Annotated in this window: 16 protein-coding genes; 9 read left to right on the top strand and 7 right to left on the bottom strand. The window is 53.0% G+C overall.

From position 1 onward, the window contains the following. The first annotated feature begins 29 nt into the window (after nucleotides 1-29). Complete coding sequence (gene ompL / locus IM265_RS11835; RefSeq protein ID WP_045260222.1) at nucleotides 30-716, top strand: porin OmpL; 687 nt, start codon at nucleotides 30-32, stop codon at nucleotides 714-716. Nucleotides 717-767: 51 nt separating this feature from the next. On the opposite strand, the gene typA is transcribed toward ompL, so the two are convergent. Then, nucleotides 768-2591: a ribosome-dependent GTPase TypA gene (gene typA / locus IM265_RS11830; protein ID WP_028014891.1), complete on the bottom strand. Its 1824-nt coding sequence runs from the start codon at nucleotides 2589-2591 to the stop codon at nucleotides 768-770. Nucleotides 2592-2969: 378 nt separating this feature from the next. Between typA and glnA the strand changes: the two genes are divergently transcribed. The 4 genes from glnA (at nucleotide 2970) to IM265_RS11810 (ending at nucleotide 7243) form a co-directional block, all read left to right on the top strand. Then, complete coding sequence (gene glnA, locus IM265_RS11825) at nucleotides 2970-4379, top strand: glutamate--ammonia ligase (protein WP_008501856.1); 1410 nt, start codon at nucleotides 2970-2972, stop codon at nucleotides 4377-4379. Nucleotides 4380-4548: 169 nt separating this feature from the next. Continuing rightward, nucleotides 4549-5598 (top strand): nitrogen regulation protein NR(II), encoded by a 1050-nt coding sequence (gene glnL, locus IM265_RS11820; protein WP_014172250.1) that lies wholly within the window; start codon nucleotides 4549-4551, stop codon nucleotides 5596-5598. An 11-nt stretch (nucleotides 5599-5609) separates the two neighbouring features. After that, nucleotides 5610-7022: a nitrogen regulation protein NR(I) gene (gene glnG / locus IM265_RS11815; protein WP_028014893.1), complete on the top strand. Its 1413-nt coding sequence runs from the start codon at nucleotides 5610-5612 to the stop codon at nucleotides 7020-7022. A 110-nt stretch (nucleotides 7023-7132) separates the two neighbouring features. Beyond that, entirely contained in the window at nucleotides 7133-7243 is a 111-nt protein-coding gene (locus tag IM265_RS11810; protein ID WP_017382667.1) for a YshB family small membrane protein, read from the top strand. Nucleotides 7244-7296: 53 nt separating this feature from the next. Here the strand turns inward: IM265_RS11810 and hemN are convergent, their stop codons facing one another. Together hemN and yihI are read right to left on the bottom strand one after the other, a co-directional pair. Continuing rightward, nucleotides 7297-8670, bottom strand: a complete 1374-nt coding sequence (hemN, locus tag IM265_RS11805) for an oxygen-independent coproporphyrinogen III oxidase (protein ID WP_048959969.1) — start codon at nucleotides 8668-8670, stop codon at nucleotides 7297-7299. 188 nt (nucleotides 8671-8858) lie between these two features. Next, nucleotides 8859-9374, bottom strand: coding sequence for a Der GTPase-activating protein YihI (gene yihI / locus IM265_RS11800; protein ID WP_028014895.1), 516 nt, complete (start codon nucleotides 9372-9374; stop codon nucleotides 8859-8861). A 577-nt stretch (nucleotides 9375-9951) separates the two neighbouring features. Here yihI and yihA point away from each other — a divergent pair. Beyond that, nucleotides 9952-10581 (top strand): ribosome biogenesis GTP-binding protein YihA/YsxC, encoded by a 630-nt coding sequence (gene yihA / locus IM265_RS11795; protein ID WP_014885764.1) that lies wholly within the window; start codon nucleotides 9952-9954, stop codon nucleotides 10579-10581. 313 nt (nucleotides 10582-10894) lie between these two features. Here yihA and polA read toward each other — a convergent pair whose 3' ends face one another. Further along, nucleotides 10895-13687 (bottom strand): DNA polymerase I, encoded by a 2793-nt coding sequence (gene polA / locus IM265_RS11790; protein ID WP_193031931.1) that lies wholly within the window; start codon nucleotides 13685-13687, stop codon nucleotides 10895-10897. A gap of 440 nt (nucleotides 13688-14127) precedes the next feature. Between polA and IM265_RS11785 the strand changes: the two genes are divergently transcribed. Next, on the top strand, nucleotides 14128-15036 hold the full coding sequence (locus tag IM265_RS11785; RefSeq protein ID WP_193031933.1) for an acyltransferase: 909 nt from the start codon (nucleotides 14128-14130) through the stop codon (nucleotides 15034-15036). A gap of 23 nt (nucleotides 15037-15059) precedes the next feature. Here the strand turns inward: IM265_RS11785 and dsbA are convergent, their stop codons facing one another. The 3 genes from dsbA to IM265_RS11770 all read right to left on the bottom strand — a co-directional run bounded on the left by dsbA (nucleotide 15060) and on the right by IM265_RS11770 (nucleotide 17042). After that, the gene (gene dsbA, locus IM265_RS11780) at nucleotides 15060-15683 is read right to left on the bottom strand and encodes a thiol:disulfide interchange protein DsbA (RefSeq protein ID WP_028014899.1); all 624 of its coding nucleotides are present in this window, start codon (nucleotides 15681-15683) and stop codon (nucleotides 15060-15062) included. 27 nt (nucleotides 15684-15710) lie between these two features. After that, complete coding sequence (locus IM265_RS11775; RefSeq protein ID WP_193031935.1) at nucleotides 15711-16697, bottom strand: serine/threonine protein kinase; 987 nt, start codon at nucleotides 16695-16697, stop codon at nucleotides 15711-15713. Between the two features lie 75 nt (nucleotides 16698-16772). Then, the gene (locus tag IM265_RS11770; protein ID WP_008501866.1) at nucleotides 16773-17042 is read right to left on the bottom strand and encodes a YihD family protein; all 270 of its coding nucleotides are present in this window, start codon (nucleotides 17040-17042) and stop codon (nucleotides 16773-16775) included. 68 nt (nucleotides 17043-17110) lie between these two features. On the opposite strand from IM265_RS11770, the gene mobA reads away from it, so the two are divergent. Together mobA and mobB are read left to right on the top strand one after the other, a co-directional pair. Beyond that, on the top strand, nucleotides 17111-17695 hold the full coding sequence (gene mobA, locus IM265_RS11765) for a molybdenum cofactor guanylyltransferase MobA (protein WP_193031937.1): 585 nt from the start codon (nucleotides 17111-17113) through the stop codon (nucleotides 17693-17695). After that, nucleotides 17692-18195: a molybdopterin-guanine dinucleotide biosynthesis protein MobB gene (mobB, locus tag IM265_RS11760; protein WP_192987457.1), complete on the top strand. Its 504-nt coding sequence runs from the start codon at nucleotides 17692-17694 to the stop codon at nucleotides 18193-18195. The genes mobA and mobB overlap by 4 nt, the downstream gene beginning before the upstream one ends. The last annotated feature ends 110 nt before the right edge of the window (nucleotides 18196-18305 follow it).

Below are 18305 nucleotides of genomic sequence, written 5' to 3'. Positions count from 1 at the left end.
CCTTTCTGTACCTGATACATGGACAAATTATGAAAAGAATCATCACTGTACTGATCGTGTCGTCTGTGTCCTGCCCGGTATTCGCCGGGGCCTATGTTGAAACCCGTGAAGCCTACAATACGGCCTCTGAGCTGCACGAAGTGATCCTGCGTGCCGGTTATAACTTCGATATGGGCGCTGGGTTGATGTTCACCAACGCCTACAACGTGGGGAGGTGGGATGAGCTCAAGCACAGCTATAACGAAATAGAGGGGTGGTATCCGCTCTTTAAACCGACCGACAAACTCACCTTCCAGCCGGGCGGGTTGATCAACGACAGCAGCGCCGGTTCGGGTGGCGCGGTTTATTTAGATACCAACTATAAATTCACGGACGGGTTTAATCTGACGTTCCGCTATCGCTATAACCATAACAATTACGATACGCCGGACTATAACGGGCAGATGGATAAGAACGACACGCACGAATTTGCCAACTACTGGAATTTCAAGGTGACGGATGCGTTTTTCTACACCTTTGAGCCGCATTTTTTCCAGCGGATAAATGATTACCACAGCAAAAATGGCAAAGACCATCACTGGGAAATTACCAACAAGTTCAGCTATAAGATCGACAGAAACTGGCTGCCGTACCTCGAACTCCAGTGGCTGGACAGATGGAATGATTACAACCGCGAGCAGTACAGGATCCGCCTGGGGTTACGTTATTCGTTCTAATAAAAAAGCCGCTGATTTCTCAGCGGCTTTTTTTACTACGGATTGACCGTATTAGTCTTCTTTCGCACCGCGCATAGCACGTTTACGATCGTTCTCGGTCAGGTGACGTTTACGGATACGAATTGACTGCGGAGTCACTTCTACCAGTTCGTCATCATCGATGAACTCCAGAGCCTGCTCCAGGGTCATCTTGATCGGTGGAACCAGAACCGTTGCTTCGTCAGTACCGGACGCACGCATGTTGGTCAGCTTCTTACCGGTCAGGCAGTTTACCGTCAGGTCGTTAGAACGGCTGTGAATACCGATGATCTGGCCTTCGTAAACTTCAGCACCGTGACCCAGGAACAGCTTACCGCGATCCTGCAGACCGAACAGCGCAAACGCAACCGCTTTACCCTGACCGTTGGAGATCAGTACGCCGTTGTTACGCTGGCCCACTTCGCCCGGACGAACGTCGTCGTAGTGGCTGAAGGTGGAGTACAGCAGGCCGGTACCGGAGGTCATGGTCATGAACTCAGAACGGAAGCCGATCAGGCCACGGCTTGGGATCACGTAGTCGAGACGTACGCGGCCTTTGCCGTCTGGATTCATGTTTTTCAGGTCGCCTTTACGCTCGCCCAGTGCCTGCATCACAGAACCCTGGTGCTGCTCTTCTACGTCCAGCGTTACGTTTTCGAACGGCTCTTGTTTACGGCCATCGATTTCACGGAAGATTACTTTCGGACGGGAAACCGCCATCTCGAAACCTTCACGACGCATGTTTTCGATCAGAACAGACAGGTGCAGCTCACCACGACCGGAAACGCGGAATGCATCAGCGTCTTCGGTTTCTTCAACGCGCAGCGCAACGTTGTGCACCAGCTCTTTGTTCAGACGGTCAAGGATCTGACGAGAGGTAACGAACTTACCTTCTTTACCACAGAACGGAGAGGTGTTGACGTTGAAGAACATGGATACGGTTGGTTCATCAACGGACAGGGCTGGCAGCGCTTCGACGTTCTGCGGATCGCAGATGGTGTCGGAGATGTTCAGTTCACCCAGACCGGTGATCGCGATGATGTCGCCCGCTTCAGCGATGTCGCTCTCGATACGCTCAAGACCCAGGTGAGTCAGGACTTTACCGACTTTACCGTTACGGGTTTTGCCTTCGCTATCGATGATAGTGACCTGCTGGTTAGGCTTCACTTTACCGCGCTTGATACGGCCAATGCCGATTACGCCAACGTAGTTGTTGTAGTCGAGCTGGGAGATCTGCATCTGCAGGGTGCCTTCCAGGTCAACGTTTGGCGCAGGAACACGGTCAACAATCGCCTGATACAGCGGGGTCATGTCTTCAGCCATGTCTTCGTGGTCCAGACCTGCGATACCGTTCAACGCAGAGGCGTAAACGATAGGGAAGTCCAGCTGCTCGTCGGTCGCGTCGAGGTTAACGAACAGGTCGAAGACCTGGTCAACAACCCAGTCAGGACGCGCGCCAGGGCGGTCAACTTTGTTGATAACAACGATTGGCTTCAGACCATGGGCAAAAGCTTTTTTGGTCACGAAGCGCGTCTGTGGCATTGGGCCATCCATTGCGTCAACGACCAGCAGAACGGAGTCTACCATGGACATTACACGTTCAACTTCACCACCGAAGTCGGCGTGCCCTGGGGTATCAACGATGTTGATACGGTAGTCATTCCATTTAATCGCGGTGTTTTTCGCGAGGATGGTAATCCCACGCTCTTTCTCCAAATCGTTGGAGTCCATCACGCGTTCTTGGGTTTCGGCACGCGCATCAAACGTACCGGATTGCTGCAGCAGCTTATCAACCAGGGTAGTTTTACCATGGTCAACGTGCGCGATGATGGCGATGTTACGCAAATTTTCGATCACAACTTTGCCTCAGGCATTTAGAAATAGCGCGTTATTGTACACGGATTAATCGCACTACAAAACAGGATCACAAACATCCCCCGCAAACAAGTATTGCAGAGATGCTTTGTGATCGCTTTCACGGAGCGGTAAAAGGGCACTTTAACGTAAATTGCACCAATATGGTGCTTAATGTTCACATTGAAGCACTATACTGGTGCAACAAATCCATCATGGTGCAGCCCTTTTGCACTATGGTGCGCATGATAACGCCTTTTTGGGGTGTTTTAAAAGTTGGCACAGATTTCGCTTTATAAAAAATACATGGCAACAGCCAGTACCAACAGAAATTGAAGACCTCGTTACCACGACGACAATGACCAATCTGGAGAGTTAAGTATGTCCGCTGAACACGTTTTGACGATGCTGAACGAACATGAAGTGAAGTTTGTTGATCTGCGCTTCACCGATACCAAAGGTAAAGAACAGCACGTCACAATCCCTGCTCATCAGGTGAACGCCGAATTCTTTGAAGAAGGCAAAATGTTTGACGGCTCCTCCATTGGTGGCTGGAAAGGCATTAACGAATCCGACATGGTTCTGATGCCAGACGCAACCACTGCGGTCATTGATCCGTTCTTCGAAGAACCAACCCTGATCATCCGCTGCGACATCCTCGAGCCAGGCACGCTGCAGGGCTACGACCGCGACCCACGTTCTATCGCTAAACGCGCTGAAGAGTACCTGCGTTCTACCGGCATCGCGGACACCGTTCTGTTCGGGCCAGAGCCAGAGTTCTTCCTGTTCGACGACATCCGCTTCGGTGCCTCTATTTCTGGCTCCCACGTGGCTATCGACGACATCGAAGGCGCATGGAACTCTTCCACCAAATACGAAGGTGGTAACAAAGGTCACCGTCCTGGTGTGAAAGGCGGTTACTTCCCGGTTCCTCCGGTCGACTCTGCGCAGGACATTCGTTCCACCATGTGTCTGGTGATGGAAGAGATGGGCCTGGTTGTTGAAGCGCACCACCACGAAGTGGCGACTGCGGGTCAGAACGAAGTGGCAACCCGCTTCAACACCATGACCAAAAAAGCGGACGAAATTCAGATCTACAAATACGTTGTGCATAACGTTGCGCACCGTTTCGGTAAAACCGCGACCTTCATGCCAAAACCAATGTTTGGCGACAACGGTTCCGGTATGCACTGCCACATGTCTCTGTCCAAGAACGGTACCAACCTGTTCTCTGGCGACAAATATGCCGGTCTGTCCGAGCAGGCGCTGTATTACATCGGTGGTGTTATCAAACACGCTAAAGCGATCAACGCCCTGGCGAACCCAACCACTAACTCCTACAAGCGTCTGGTCCCGGGCTACGAAGCGCCAGTTATGCTGGCCTACTCTGCGCGTAACCGTTCTGCTTCCATCCGTATCCCGGTGGTGGCGTCTCCAAAAGCGCGTCGTATCGAAGTGCGCTTCCCGGACCCAGCGGCTAACCCATACCTGTGCTTCGCAGCGCTGCTGATGGCCGGTCTGGACGGTATCAAGAACAAGATCCACCCAGGCGAAGCGATGGACAAAAACCTGTACGATCTGCCGCCAGAAGAAGCGAAAGAGATCCCACAGGTTGCTGGCTCTCTGGAAGAAGCCCTGCAGGCGCTGGATGCAGACCGCGAGTTCCTGACTGCGGGTGGCGTATTCACTGACGACGCTATCGATGCTTACATCGCCCTGCGTACTGAAGAGAATGACCGCGTGCGTATGACTCCGCATCCGGTTGAGTTCGAACTGTACTACAGCGTTTAATTTAGTTGTTTTACCCGGCGTCAAAAGCGCCGGGGGTAGTTGCCGTGGAAACTTTTAGCCCATCTCCGGATGGGCTTTTTTCTCCACCAACAACCTGATCTCACGCGCTTTTTACGCCGAAACCGCTATACTGCACTAAAACAGTGCAACGACTCCAGGAGACTGCTGAATGGCAACTGGCACGCTGCCCGATGCTGGGCAGATCCTCAATTCTTTGATTAACAGCATCCTGCTGGTCGACGACGAGCTGGCCGTCCATTACGCCAACCCGGCGGCGCAACAGCTGCTCGCCCAGAGTTCACGGAAACTGTTTGGCACCCCGCTTCCTGAGTTGTTGAGCTATTTCTCGCTGAATATTGGCCTGATGCAGGAAAGTTTGCAGGCCGGTCAGGGGTTCACCGATAACGAAGTCACGCTGGTGATCGACGGGCGCTCACATATTCTTTCCCTTACCGCGCAACGTTTGCCGGAAGGACTGATCCTGCTAGAAATGGCGCCGATGGATAATCAGCGTCGCCTGAGCCAGGAGCAGCTTCAGCATGCGCAGCAAATTGCCGCCCGTGACCTGGTGCGCGGTCTGGCGCATGAAATCAAAAACCCGCTGGGTGGGTTACGCGGCGCGGCGCAGCTTCTGACCAAAGCCCTGCCCGACCCTGCGCTGGCGGAATATACCAACGTCATCATTGAGCAGGCGGACCGCCTGCGTAACCTGGTCGATCGCCTGCTCGGGCCGCAGCAGCCGGGTATGCACGTTTCAGAAAGCATTCATAAAGTCGCTGAACGGGTGGTGAAGCTCGTCTCTATGGAGCTGCCGGAGAACGTCACGCTGGTGCGTGATTACGACCCAAGCCTGCCGGAACTGGCGCATGACCCGGACCAGATTGAGCAGGTTCTGCTGAATATTGTGCGCAATGCTCTGCAGGCGCTGGGGCCGGAAGGCGGCGAGATTATTTTACGCACCCGCACCGCCTTCCAGCTTACGCTGCACGGCGTGCGCTATCGTCTGGCGGCACGCATCGACGTTGAGGATAACGGGCCTGGCATTCCTTCGCATCTGCAGGACACCCTGTTCTACCCAATGGTAAGCGGGCGCGAAGGCGGTACGGGACTGGGCTTATCTATCGCCCGCAGCTTGATCGATCAGCACTCCGGAAAAATTGAATTTACCAGTTGGCCGGGACATACCGAGTTTTCGGTTTTCCTGCCGATTAAAAAATAAAGGTGACGTTTATGCAACGAGGGATAGTCTGGGTAGTCGATGACGATAGCTCCATCCGTTGGGTGCTTGAACGCGCGCTCACAGGGGCAGGTTTAAGCTGCACGACGTTTGAGAGCGGCAGCGAGGTGCTCGACGCACTCACCACCAAAACGCCGGACGTTCTGCTGTCGGATATTCGCATGCCGGGCATGGACGGACTGGCGCTGTTAAAGCAGATCAAACAGCGCCATCCTATGCTTCCGGTCATCATAATGACGGCTCATTCCGACCTGGATGCCGCGGTGAGCGCCTATCAGCAAGGGGCATTCGATTATCTGCCCAAACCGTTCGATATCGACGAAGCGGTGGCGCTGGTTGAGCGCGCGATTAGCCACTATCAGGAGCAACAACAGCCGCGCCACGCGCCCGATTTTGGTCCAACCACCGACATCATCGGCGAAGCGCCGGCGATGCAGGACGTGTTTCGCATTATTGGCCGTCTGTCCCGCTCGTCCATCAGCGTGTTGATTAACGGGGAATCGGGTACAGGTAAAGAGCTGGTGGCGCATGCGTTACATCGCCACAGCCCGCGGGCAAAAGCGCCGTTTATCGCCCTCAATATGGCGGCGATCCCGAAGGATTTGATTGAGTCCGAGCTGTTCGGCCACGAAAAAGGGGCGTTTACCGGCGCGAATACCATTCGCCAGGGACGCTTTGAGCAGGCTGACGGCGGCACGCTGTTCCTGGACGAGATCGGCGATATGCCGCTGGACGTTCAAACTCGCCTGCTGCGCGTGCTGGCCGACGGGCAGTTTTACCGCGTGGGCGGCTATGCGCCGGTGAAGGTGGACGTGCGTATTATCGCCGCGACGCACCAGAACCTGGAGCTGCGCGTGCAGGAGGGCAAATTCCGTGAGGATTTATTCCATCGCCTGAATGTGATCCGCGTCCACCTGCCGCCGTTGCGCGAGCGTCGGGAAGATATCCCGCGCCTGGCGCGTCATTTCCTGCAGGTGGCGGCCCGCGAGCTGGGCGTGGAAGCCAAGCAGCTTCACCCGGAAACCGATGCCGCCCTCACCCGTCTGGCGTGGCCGGGCAACGTACGCCAGCTGGAAAACACCTGCCGCTGGCTGACCGTGATGGCCGCCGGCCAGGAAGTGTTGATTCAGGATCTCCCTGCCGAACTGTTTGAGGCCACCGCGCCCGAAAGCAGCACCGGGCACGCGCTTCCAGACAGTTGGGCAACGCTGCTGGCGCAGTGGGCCGACCGCGCGCTGCGTTCCGGTCATCAAAACCTGCTGTCTGAGGCTCAGCCAGAGATGGAGCGTACGCTGTTGACCACCGCGCTTCGTCATACGCAGGGCCATAAGCAGGAAGCCGCGCGCCTGCTGGGATGGGGACGTAATACCCTGACGCGCAAGCTGAAAGAGCTGGGAATGGAGTGATCGTACGCCGCTGTGTAAAGGTTATTAATTGAGCGCAAATTGCCGTTATTTTGCGCTTTACTGTTCCGATGAGTTTTGTATGATCGTGCCCGGAAATTGGGGGAATCATCATGCTGGAATCATTAGTGACTTTACTGTCGAGCGGAGCAGCTGAAAGCCACACGCCGCAAACCGCTGTTGCTGCGGTATTATGTGCGGCGCTGGTTGGGCTGTTTAGCTAGCAGGTTGAAATGTAAAAGCCGGGTAGCGGCTTCGCCTTACCCGGCTTTGCGCCTTAAATCACCCGTGAAAACTGCTGCATACGCGCCTTCTGGCGCAGATACGCGTCAAAGCACATGCAGATATTACGGATCAACAGACGCCCTTTCGGCGTGACCTCAATCGCGTTTTCTGACACATCCACCAGCCCGTCTTTCGCCAGCGGTGCAATCAGCTTCAGGTCTTCCGCAAAATATTCGCTGAATGTCAGATCCCACTGTGCTTCCACGTCGCTAAAGTCGAGACGGAAGTTGCAGATAAGCGCCTTAATCACATCACGACGAATGCAGTCGTCACGGGTCAGCGCGATGCCGCGCCACAGCGCGTTGCCGGTTGCATCAACCTGCTGGTAGTAGAGCTTCAGCTCTTTCTGGTTCTGCGCGTAGCAGTCACCGATCATGCTGATGGCGGAGACACCCATGCCGAGCAGATCGGTATCGCCCTGAGTGGTATAACCCTGGAAGTTACGGTGCAGTACGCCTTCGCGCTGGGCAATCGCCAGCTCGTCATCCGGACGGGCAAAGTGATCCATGCCGATAAATTGATAGCCGCTCTCGGTCAGAGAGGTGATGGTTTCCTGCAGGATGTCCAGCTTCTGCTGGGCAGAAGGCAGATCGGCATCTTTGATTTTGCGCTGGGCGGCGAATAGCGTCGGCAGGTGCGCGTAGTTAAAGACGCTCAGGCGGTCCGGGCTAAGTTCAGCCACGCGCTTCAGCGTGAAGGCGAAGCTCTCCGGCGTCTGCTTTGGCAGGCCGTAAATCAGGTCGATGTTGGTCGAGGTAAAGCCAATGTCGCGTGCGTGGTTGAGTAAGGCGAAGATAAACTCTTCGTCCTGCTCGCGGTTGACCAGACGCTGCACCTCTTTATTGAAATCCTGCACGCCCATGCTCAGACGATTAAAGCCTTCGGCGCGTAAGTGATCCAGTACATCCAGCTCAATTTCACGCGGATCGACTTCGATCGAGATTTCAGCGTCGTCGTTAAAATTGAAATTTCCGCGCAGCAGCGTCATCAGGCGGCTTATTTGCGCCTTATTGAGATACGTTGGCGTGCCGCCCCCCCAGTGAAGCTGGCTGACGTGACGCCCTTTAAAAAGCGGTGCGCGGTGCACAATTTCCTGTTCGAGCGCATCGAGGTATTGATCGGCTTTATGCTGCTGACGGGTCACGATTTTATTGCAGCCGCAGAAGTAGCAGAGCTTGTGGCAGAACGGAATATGGACGTAGAGCGACAGCGGACGCTCTGGATAGCGCGCGACGGCCTGCTGAAAATCCTCCTCGCCGAAGGCATCGGAGAACTCCAGCGCGGTGGGGTATGAGGTATAACGCGGCCCGGAATAGTTATACTTCTGGATTAGGGCCAAATCCCAGTCGATAGTTGGTGCTGACATGCTCACTCCTTCCGTTGGTGTCGCGTTCGTATACGGCGGCCCGTTCTGGCCCCATCGCGGGCCATCATTCGGGTGCGCAGCCACTTCTGTCGCCGCGACAACCGCCGTAGTTTAACGAATAACCACACCAGATAACATATAACCGGAAGGGTTATAAGCAGGACTATCGTGCCTGCCGGGTGCAAATGTTAGTTTCCACCTTTCAGAAGACGCATCATATCTTCCTGCTTTTCTTCTTCCTCTTCGTCGTCTTCGTCATCGTAAGACAGACCCAGCTTCTGCATCAGCTCATCAATGCGGTCCAGTTTGGCATCTACCCATGACTGCTCTTCGGCGGTCAGGGTTTCACCCTCTTCAAGACGTTCCAGCAGCGCGTCCAGGCGCTCATCGTTCTCCAGCATATCCAGCTCAGCCTGCGGTGAAAGCATAGGTTTCTCGCTCTTTGGTTTGTGCTGCTTAGTGACCGGGGTGTCTGTCACGCCCAGTGGAATGGGAGTTTTACTGCCGATACGAGGGTCTTTCTGCTGTTTGCCTTTTGCAGAAGCGCCCGCTGCACCACCGCCGTTGGCACGGCTACCCGCAGCATGGCCACGATGCTTCTTATCGCGTTTGCGATCGCGCGCTTCCTGGTTTAGTTCTTCGCGCGTTTTGCGGCGTGCTTTTGCAGGGCGTTTCGCGCCCGCAGCGGAGGTTGGTTTTTTCATGATGTTTTATCTTAAAGTCGTTTTCTTCAGTATAGAATTGCGGCGAAATCTAGCAGAAAGCAAGCAAAGAAAAAAGGCGACAGAGCAATCTGTCGCCTTTTTTCCTGACTCACAACCCTTAACGGGTCAGACATTCCATGTTTACCAACAACACACCCTGTTTATCCTTTGGCTGATACCGTCCGTGTATGGTTCCATTTCCTGTTAAAACGCCTCCAGGCGCTGGTCGTCCTGACTATCCTGCGTCTTCGCCTCCTGGCGCTCCTGACCCTAATCCTTAAGTCGATTTCCTGTTGGCTTCCTCGCCTTGCCGCATACTTTACCTTGTTCCGTTAAACTAACAAGCAACTAAACGGTACAAATACGGATTTTCAGATAATTACCTGGAAATAAGATTATGATTTAAAACAGTTTGCATTTTTTGACGCCTGCGAATTCTCTGAAATCTCCCATAGCAACATTAGCCGATCTCTTACAGCCGTTTGGGCATTCGCCTGCAAGCCTCGTGCAATGAGAAAAGCCTTTTGCCCGCATTCGGGTATAATCCCTCCAGATTACGATTTTTGGAGACGACCACGTGACTACCTGGAACTACCAACAGACGCATTTTGTCACCAGTGCGCCCGATATTCGCCACCTGCCTTCTGATACCGGTATTGAAGTGGCATTTGCTGGCCGCTCAAATGCGGGGAAATCCAGCGCCCTGAATACGCTGACCAATCAGAAGAACCTGGCGCGTACCTCAAAAACACCTGGCCGTACCCAGCTGATTAACCTCTTTGAAGTGGCTGAAGGCAAACGCCTCGTAGACTTGCCGGGATACGGTTATGCGCAGGTGCCTGAAGAGATGAAGATCAAGTGGCAGCGTGCGCTGGGCGAATACCTGGAAAAACGCATGTGCCTGAAAGGTCTGGTGGTGCTGATGGATATTCGTCACCCGCTAAAGGATCTCGATCAGCAGATGATCGACTGGGCCGTAGCAAGCGATATTGCCGTGCTGGTGCTGCTGACGAAAGCCGACAAGCTGGCAAGCGGCGCGCGTAAAGCGCAGGTGAATATGGTTCGCGAAGCGGTACTGGCCTTCAATGGCGATGTACAGGTTGAGCCTTTCTCTTCGCTGAAAAAACAGGGCGTGGACAAGCTGCGTCAGAAGCTCGACAGCTGGTTTAACGAGCTGGAACCTGCGACGGAAGCAGAAGAAGAGTAATACCGAGCGCGGCGATGTCCGCGCTTTTTTTTTGCCCGAACTTTTCTTTGCCGCAATAAAAAACGCCCCAGTCATTACTGACTGGGGCGGCTAAAATATTCAGCCAAATCCGATTACGTGAAGTAAAAGGTCTGAAAGATAGAACATCTTACCTCTGTACCCTACGTCGATAACTCTACCCCTTTTTTTGCTGTAGAAAAAGCACTTTTTGTAGTTTTTTTTCATTCTTTACATAGGGAATTCTAATGATCGTCACAAAACGCGCGTTGTTATGTTGCTAACTTACATAAAAAGCGCGTTATTCACAGAACCTTTAGTGAGCCTGATCCCAGTTTTCACCACTTCCCACTTCCACCAGCAACGGCACGTCCAGCGTCATGCTGCTTTCCATCAGTTCGTGGATCTTTTTCGACACGGCGTCGAGGTCGTCCTTGTGCACTTCAAATACCAGTTCATCGTGTACCTGCATGATCATTTTCACGCGCGGCTTCTCTTTCTCCAGCCAGGCATCAACGGCGATCATTGCGCGCTTGATGATGTCCGCTGCGGTACCCTGCATCGGGGCGTTGATCGCCGCACGCTCTGCGCCAGCGCGGCGCGCCGCGTTGCTGGATTTGATGTCCGGGAGATAGAGACGACGGCCATCCAGGGTTTCAACGTAACCTTTCTCTTTCGCCTGCGCGCGGGTGCGTTCCATATATTCCAGAACGCCCGGATAACGCTCGAAGTAAAGATCCATATACTTCTGCGACTCTTTGCGCGGAATGTTTAGCTGGCGTGAAAGGCCAAACGCGCTCATGCCGTAAATTAGACCGAAGTTGATCGCTTTTGCACTGCGGCGCTGTTCGTTGGTCACGTTGTCCAGCGGTAAACCAAAGACCTCCGCCGCGGTCGCCCGGTGGATGTCTTTTCCTTCCGCAAATGCCGTCAGCAGACCTTTATCGCGGGACAGGTGCGCCATAATGCGCAGTTCAATTTGCGAGTAGTCAGCCGAGACAATCAGGTAGTCATCAGGAGCTATAAAGGCCTGACGAATGCGGCGCCCTTCCTCATTACGCACCGGAATGTTCTGCAGGTTAGGATCGGTTGACGAGAGACGCCCGGTTGCCGCTACCGCCTGATGATACGACGTGTGCACGCGGCCCGTTTTCGGGTTGATCATCAGCGGAAGTTTGTCCGTGTAGGTAGACTTCAGCTTCGCGAGACCACGGTACTGCAGAATCACTTTTGGCAGCGGGTAGTCCAGCGCCAGCTCTTCCAGCACCTCTTCAGAGGTTGACGGCGCGCCGCCAGGGGTTTTCTTCAGCGGCTTGATGCCCTGCTTTTCAAACAGGATAGTTTGCAGCTGTTTCGGTGAAGAGAGGTTAAACGGCTCGCCGGCAAGGTCATGCGCTTTCTGCTCGAGCTCGGTCAAACGCTGCGCGAGCTCACCAGAGTGGTTATGCAGCACCGTTGGATCGATCTTAACGCCATTGCGTTCGATACGGGACAGCACGGGCACCAGCGGCATTTCAATATGCTGGAATACGTTCAGCGGACCTTCGTGCTTCTGCAGTTTTGGCCACATCTTCAGATGCAGTTGCAGCGTGACGTCGGCATCTTCCGCCGCGTAGCGCCCTGCTTCTTCAAGAGCAATCTGGTTAAAGGTGAGCTGATTTTTCCCTTTACCGGCAATCTCTTCAAAGGTAATGGTTTTGTGCTTGAGCCAGCGGTCAGATAAGGAATCCATATCATGGCGGCCCGCCACGCTGTCCAGAATGTAGGATTCGAGCATAGTGTCAAAGGCAATCCCGCGCAGCTCAATGCCGTAGTTCTGCAGAATGCCGCGGTCGTACTTGAGGTTTTGCCCGACCTTCAGCGCCTTTTCGTCTTCCAGAATCGGCTTCAGTAGCTCGAGCGCGCGCTCGCGGGAGATCTGCTCCGGCGCATCCAGGTAGTCGTGCGCCACGGGAACGTAGGCGGCAATACCCGGCTCTGTCGCAAAGGACAATCCCACCATATTGGCTGAGATGTTGTCGAGGCTGTCTGTTTCGGTGTCAAAGGCAAAGACCGGCGCTTTTTTCAGTTTCTCGATCCAGGCGATCAGCTGTGACTCTTCCAGAATGGTTTCGTAGTTGTCGAAGGAGAGCGCTGCGGCTTCTTCTTCCGCCTGATCTTCGGCATCAACGACAATCGTCTCTTTCGGCTTAGCAGCAGGTTTGGCCCCTTTTGCCTGCAGCCATTTACCGGCTTCCACGTCAGTGGTCCAGCGCTTGAATTCGTATTTCTTAAACAGGCTCAGCAGGTCGTCAGCGGAAGGCTGTTGCACTTCCAGCTGCTCACAGCCCAGCTCCAGTTCCACATCGGTTTTGATTGTTGCCAGCTTATAGGAGAGATAAGCCACCTCTTTGTTCTCTTCCAGCTTCCCGGCCATGGTTTTTGCGCCACGGAAGGAAAGTCCGGCGATTTTGTCTGGTTCCGCGTAGAGCGTGTCCAGACCACCCAGCCCCTGAAGCAGCGCCTGCGCGGTTTTTTCACCGACGCCAGGAACGCCAGGAATGTTATCCGAGGAGTCGCCCATCAACGCGAGGAAGTCGATAATCAGCTCTGGCGGCACGCCATACTTAGTGACTACTTCTTCTGGCCCCAGAATGGTGTTGGTCATGGTGTTGATCAGGGTAATACCTGGCGTCACCAGCTGCGCCATATCTTTATCACCGGTGCTGATCAGCACCGGACGGCCCATTTTTTCAGCTTCACGCGCCAGCGTACCGATGACGTCGTCAGCCTCCACGCCAGAGACGGCCAGCAGCGGCAGGCCCATTGCTTTCACCATGGCGTGCAGCGGCTCAATCTGCGCACGCAGATCGTCAGGCATTGGCGGACGATGGGATTTGTAATGTTCGAACAGTTCATCGCGGAAGGTTTTGCCTTTCGCATCAAAAACGACAGCCGCATGGGTGGGCTGATACTGAAGAATCAGGCTGCGCAGCATGTTCAGCACGCCGTACATCGCGCCGGTAGGTTCCCCTGCGCTATTGGTCAGAGGAGGAAACGCATGGTACGCCCGATACAGGTAAGAAGAGCCGTCGACGAGAATAAGTGGGTTTTCTGGGATCTGAACCATAATGTCCGTGCCTTTAATCAATTTATGCGTAAAGGATGCCACAGAAGGATGAAAACATCAGTTATTCAGGTTCGATACAGGAAAAGATTTTGCGATCGTGAGGATCGCTCGCAAAATTCAAACTGTGGATAAGTTTGTGAATATTTTCACTTCAAATGAAAAACAGATACTAAAAGCAGGCGCGCGTTGAGAATAAATTATTACATATCATAATGTTAACAACTAACACTGCATGAAAATAGCCTGCTGATGGCAATTTAGTCTATGTGGATATAAGTCCTGATTAGCGCACAATATTAGAGAAATCTTCTGCTTCAGGGGAAAAGCCGTCTATTGACGATATGAAAGCGCCATAATTTTGTCACTTTTCTGATAAAATCAGCCCCCAGCGCCGTATAATCGGCCGGTCCATTAAAGCTAACCACCTGAAAAAGCTCATCATGTCGAGATTGCTCGCTGCAATAACATTACCGCTAAGCATCATTTTAACTATTCTGGTGACGATTGCGTGTTCTGTGCCAATCATTATCGCCGGGATCGTTAAACTGCTGCTGCCTGTGCCTGCGGTGTGGCGATCCGTCTCTGCGTTTTGTAATTTCATGATGTATTGCTGGTGTGAAGGGCTAGCGATCCTGCTGTGCCTGAATCCGCATCTGAAGTGGGATGTCGAAGGGCTGGAGAGCCTCAACAAAAAGAACTGGTACCTGCTGATCTGCAATCATCACAGCTGGGCGGACATCGTGGTGTTATGCGTGCTTTTTCGCAAACATATCCCGATGAACAAGTACTTCCTGAAGCAGCAGCTCGCTTGGGTGCCCTTTATCGGGCTGGCCTGCTGGGCGCTTGATATGCCGTTTATGAAACGCTATTCGCGCAGCTATCTGATTCGTCATCCGGAGCGTCGCGGTAAGGATGTGGAGACCACGCGCCGCTCCTGTGAAAAGTTTCGCGCACATCCAACGACCATAGTGAACTTTGTTGAAGGCTCACGGTTTACGGAAGATAAACGCAAACAAACACGCTCCCCTTATCAGAACCTGCTTCCGCCAAAGGCGGCGGGTATTGCGATGGCGCTTAACGTGCTGGGTGCACAGTTCGATAAACTTCTGAACGTTACGCTCTGCTATCCGGAAAATGACAGGACGCCATTTTTCGATATGCTCAGCGGCAAGCTGACTCGCATTGTTGTTCGGGTGGATTTAGTGCCGATCGATGCCGGGCTGCACGGTGACTACGTTAACGATAAGAATTTCAAACGTGGTTTCCAGCAGTGGCTTAATACGCTCTGGAAAGAGAAAGACGAACAGATAGACAGCATTAAATCTTCATACAAAAACGCCGGTCAGTGACCGGCGTTTTCATATCAACGAAATTACTTCTTCTCAACCAGGTATTTCACGGTGTCAGCATACTGCTGTACGAAAATATCCATGCTGCTGGTGTCCATGCCCTGCATGTTCAGCTGATATTTGCCGTTAACAAACATCGCCGGAACGCCCTGAAGCTGCAGATCAGCGGCCGCTTTTTCCTGCTGAGCAACCAGAGATTTCACTACAAAGCTGTTCCACGCGGCGTCGTACTCTTCACCTTTCACACCGGCATCAACGAACACTTTGCGGATATCCGCAGTGGTCTGAACGGTCTGGGTTTTCTGTACGGCTTCGAACATTGGAGCAGTGATTTTATCTTCCACGCCCAGCGCCATCGCAACCGCCCACGCCTGAGTCAGGTCTTTACCCAACGGGCCCAGGAACTCAACGTGGTACTTGGTCATTTTGGTGCCTTCCGGCAGCTTCTTCTTCACGTTGTCAGAAACATGCAGCACCTCTTCGAATTGATAGCAGTGCGGGCAATAGAATGAGAAGAACTCCAGAACCTGTGGCTCGCCAGCAACCGGCTTTTCCAGCGTGATAAACTGTTTACCGTCGGTAAACTGCGCAGCAGAAGCGCTAAATGCCAGAATCATACCTGCCAGCGCCAGCCAAATTTTTTTCATGATTAACTCTCTCCTGGGTGTGTCCAATTAATACATCGGCGTTAATTGCAGAGGGGGTTCCTGAAGAACCTTAACCTGCTGAGTGAATGTAGATATCTGGCTGCGCCAGTAATCTTCTCCGGTAAGCCACGGGAAATTACGAGGAAATGCGGGATCGTCCCAACGCCTGATTAACCATGCGAGATAATAAACAAAACGCATCGCACGTAAAGGCTCAATCAGGGCAATTTCGTCTGAATTAAACGGGCTAAATTCTTCATAGGCTTCAATAATCGTTTCAAGCTGCATGCGCTGCTCGGCTTTGTCGCCATTGAGCAGCATCCACAGATCCTGAACCGCTGGTCCCATGCGCGCATCGTCGAGATCGACAAACAGTGGACCATCGCGCCAGAGAATATTTCCGGCGTGACAATCGCCATGTAGGCACAGAACGGAAATATCATCACGCCAGCAGGTTTTCACCGCAGCAATAAGCTTATCGGTGGCGTTGAGGAAATCATCCTTTAACGCAGCGGGGATCAGCGCAGACGTTTCGAATATCTGACGTGGTTCGGTGAGATATTCATGAATCCCGATCGTTGGTCGGACAGTGAACTCTGTTTTACGTCCCGTCTGATGAATGCGTCCCAGATAGCGAGCAACCCACTCCATCTGATCGATATTATCCGCTTCAAACTGGCGGCCACCCAGACTGGGGAATACGGCGTAGTAAAACCCTTCATGCGTGAGCAGCGTTTGGTTATTGAACTTTATCGGCGCGGCAACGGGAACGTCATCAACCAGCAGATCGTGAGCAAACTGGTGCTCCTCCTGAATTTGCTGTGCAGACCAACGTTCAGGGCGATAGAACTTTACGACGAAGCGCTGACGATCCTCGTCCTGAAATTGATAGACGCGGTTTTCGTAGCTGTTTAACGGAGTTAGCCCAGAATCCACACGAATACCCTGTTCAAACAGGGCATCCATAATGGTATCCGGGTGTAGTGTCTGGAAAGTAAAAGCCTGGTCGTTCATCCGATCATCCGGAAATTATACGAATGATTCAGGATATCATCTTGTAGCGATTTCGGTGGCTCCGCTTACAAGCTTTTACTCTTTAATTACGCCTCGGGCGCGCAGCAATGCAGTTTTAAAATCTTCCTCATAATCCTTCTGAATACCAGGAATAACAGCATCTTTGGCTGAGTCGCGCATTTTGAGGTGGTAGATCAGGATGTCGTCAGAAAGGTCTGCCAGATCGCCGTCAAAACCTGACTCTTTTGCCAGTTTCTGTAAGAATTGCATCAGATTCAGCTCTGGCTCTTTTTGCCAGGCTGGCTGGAGGAGTTCAATGACTTCATTCAGACGTTTACATTTCATGGTGGTGCTCCTTTCATTTAGAGTGACACGTTAGCAGGGTCAATCCCACAATAAAAGAGGCGATATTCGTGAATCTTAGCCTGGAAATCACTGGGGTCGTTCTGGCAGGCGGCAGAGCTACGCGGATGGGCGGGGAAGATAAGGGACTGCAGCTCCTGAAAGGCAAGCCCTTATGGCAGCATGTCGCTGATACGCTTGTCGATCAGGTATCGGCAATGGCGCTGAACGCAAATCGCCATATCGATATTTACCAGCGCAGCGGGTTTCCCGTTTATCAGGATAATCTCGCAGATTTTCCGGGGCCGCTGGCCGGCATGCTTTCGGTGATGCAGCAGACGCAGGGAGAGTGGTTTCTCTTTTGTTCGTGTGATACTCCATATATACCCACCTGCCTGGTGGAAAGGATGGTGCAACAGCGAGGTGATTCACCCGTGGTCTGGGTGCATGACGGCGAGCGCGACCACCCAACTATCGCGCTCATTAACCGATCCTTGATTCCTGCTATAAGCGACTATCTGGCCTCCGGAGAGCGAAGAGTGATGGTGTTTATGCGTAAGGTCGGCGGACATGCTGTTGATTTTAGCGACATGAAAACATCGTTCGTGAATGTGAACACAATAGAAGATTTACAGGCCATGCAGGAGAAGAGATGAACTCTGTTTTAGCCATTTCAGCCTGGAGTGGGACAGGAAAAACCACGTTGCTGAAAAAACTGATTCCCGCGCTGTGCGCCCGCGGTATTCGTCCTGGCTTGATTAAACATACTCACCATAATATGGATGTCGATAAGCCGGGCAAAGATAGCTATGAGCTGCGCAAAGCGGGTGCCGCGCAGACAATGGTAGCAAGCAACCAGCGTTGGGCATTGATGACAGAAACGCCGGATGAGGCACCGCTGGATCTCGCGTATCTGGTAAGTCGGATGGATCACTCCATGCTGGATCTGGTGCTGGTTGAGGGATTTAAGCATGAGGCCGTGCCTAAGATCCTGCTGTTCAGAAGTGATGCCGGGCATGACATCAGCGAGTTAACGCTGGATGAGCATGTGATTGCGGTGGCCAGCGATGTTGCTCTCGATATTGAGGTTCCGGTGCTGGATTTAAATGATGAGGATGGGATTGCTGAGTTTATTGTGAAGTGGTGTGCGGTCTGACTTGCCGGGTGGCGGCTTCGCCTTACCCGGCCTACATTTTTCGGTACATAAACGCAAAAAGGCCATCCTTTCGGATGGCCTCTTCACTTGTTTGATGCCTGGCAGTTCCC

It is taken from the genome of Enterobacter cloacae complex sp. P17RS (assembly GCF_014895885.1).
Classification (GTDB): domain Bacteria; phylum Pseudomonadota; class Gammaproteobacteria; order Enterobacterales; family Enterobacteriaceae; genus Enterobacter; species Enterobacter bugandensis.
Note: the sequence above shows the minus strand (reverse complement) of the source record. Positions and strands in the feature narration are given on the sequence as shown.

What these genes read in the sequence shown, in the direction of transcription:
- IM265_RS11810 (WP_017382667.1), top strand. Translation starts at nt 7,133, where the DNA reads ATGCTGGAATCATTAGTGACTTTACTGTCGAGCGGAGCAGCTGAAAGC.
- IM265_RS11775 (WP_193031935.1), bottom strand. Translation starts at nt 16,697, where the DNA reads ATGAACGACCAGGCTTTTACTTTCCAGACACTACACCCGGATACCATT.
- glnA (WP_008501856.1), top strand. Translation starts at nt 2,970, where the DNA reads ATGTCCGCTGAACACGTTTTGACGATGCTGAACGAACATGAAGTGAAG.
- IM265_RS11785 (WP_193031933.1), top strand. Translation starts at nt 14,128, where the DNA reads ATGTCGAGATTGCTCGCTGCAATAACATTACCGCTAAGCATCATTTTA.
- IM265_RS11770 (WP_008501866.1), bottom strand. Translation starts at nt 17,042, where the DNA reads ATGAAATGTAAACGTCTGAATGAAGTCATTGAACTCCTCCAGCCAGCC.
- dsbA (WP_028014899.1), bottom strand. Translation starts at nt 15,683, where the DNA reads ATGAAAAAAATTTGGCTGGCGCTGGCAGGTATGATTCTGGCATTTAGC.
- hemN (WP_048959969.1), bottom strand. Translation starts at nt 8,670, where the DNA reads ATGTCAGCACCAACTATCGACTGGGATTTGGCCCTAATCCAGAAGTAT.
- mobB (WP_192987457.1), top strand. Translation starts at nt 17,692, where the DNA reads ATGAACTCTGTTTTAGCCATTTCAGCCTGGAGTGGGACAGGAAAAACC.
- yihI (WP_028014895.1), bottom strand. Translation starts at nt 9,374, where the DNA reads ATGAAAAAACCAACCTCCGCTGCGGGCGCGAAACGCCCTGCAAAAGCA.
- glnL (WP_014172250.1), top strand. Translation starts at nt 4,549, where the DNA reads ATGGCAACTGGCACGCTGCCCGATGCTGGGCAGATCCTCAATTCTTTG.
- ompL (WP_045260222.1), top strand. Translation starts at nt 30, where the DNA reads ATGAAAAGAATCATCACTGTACTGATCGTGTCGTCTGTGTCCTGCCCG.
- polA (WP_193031931.1), bottom strand. Translation starts at nt 13,687, where the DNA reads ATGGTTCAGATCCCAGAAAACCCACTTATTCTCGTCGACGGCTCTTCT.
- glnG (WP_028014893.1), top strand. Translation starts at nt 5,610, where the DNA reads ATGCAACGAGGGATAGTCTGGGTAGTCGATGACGATAGCTCCATCCGT.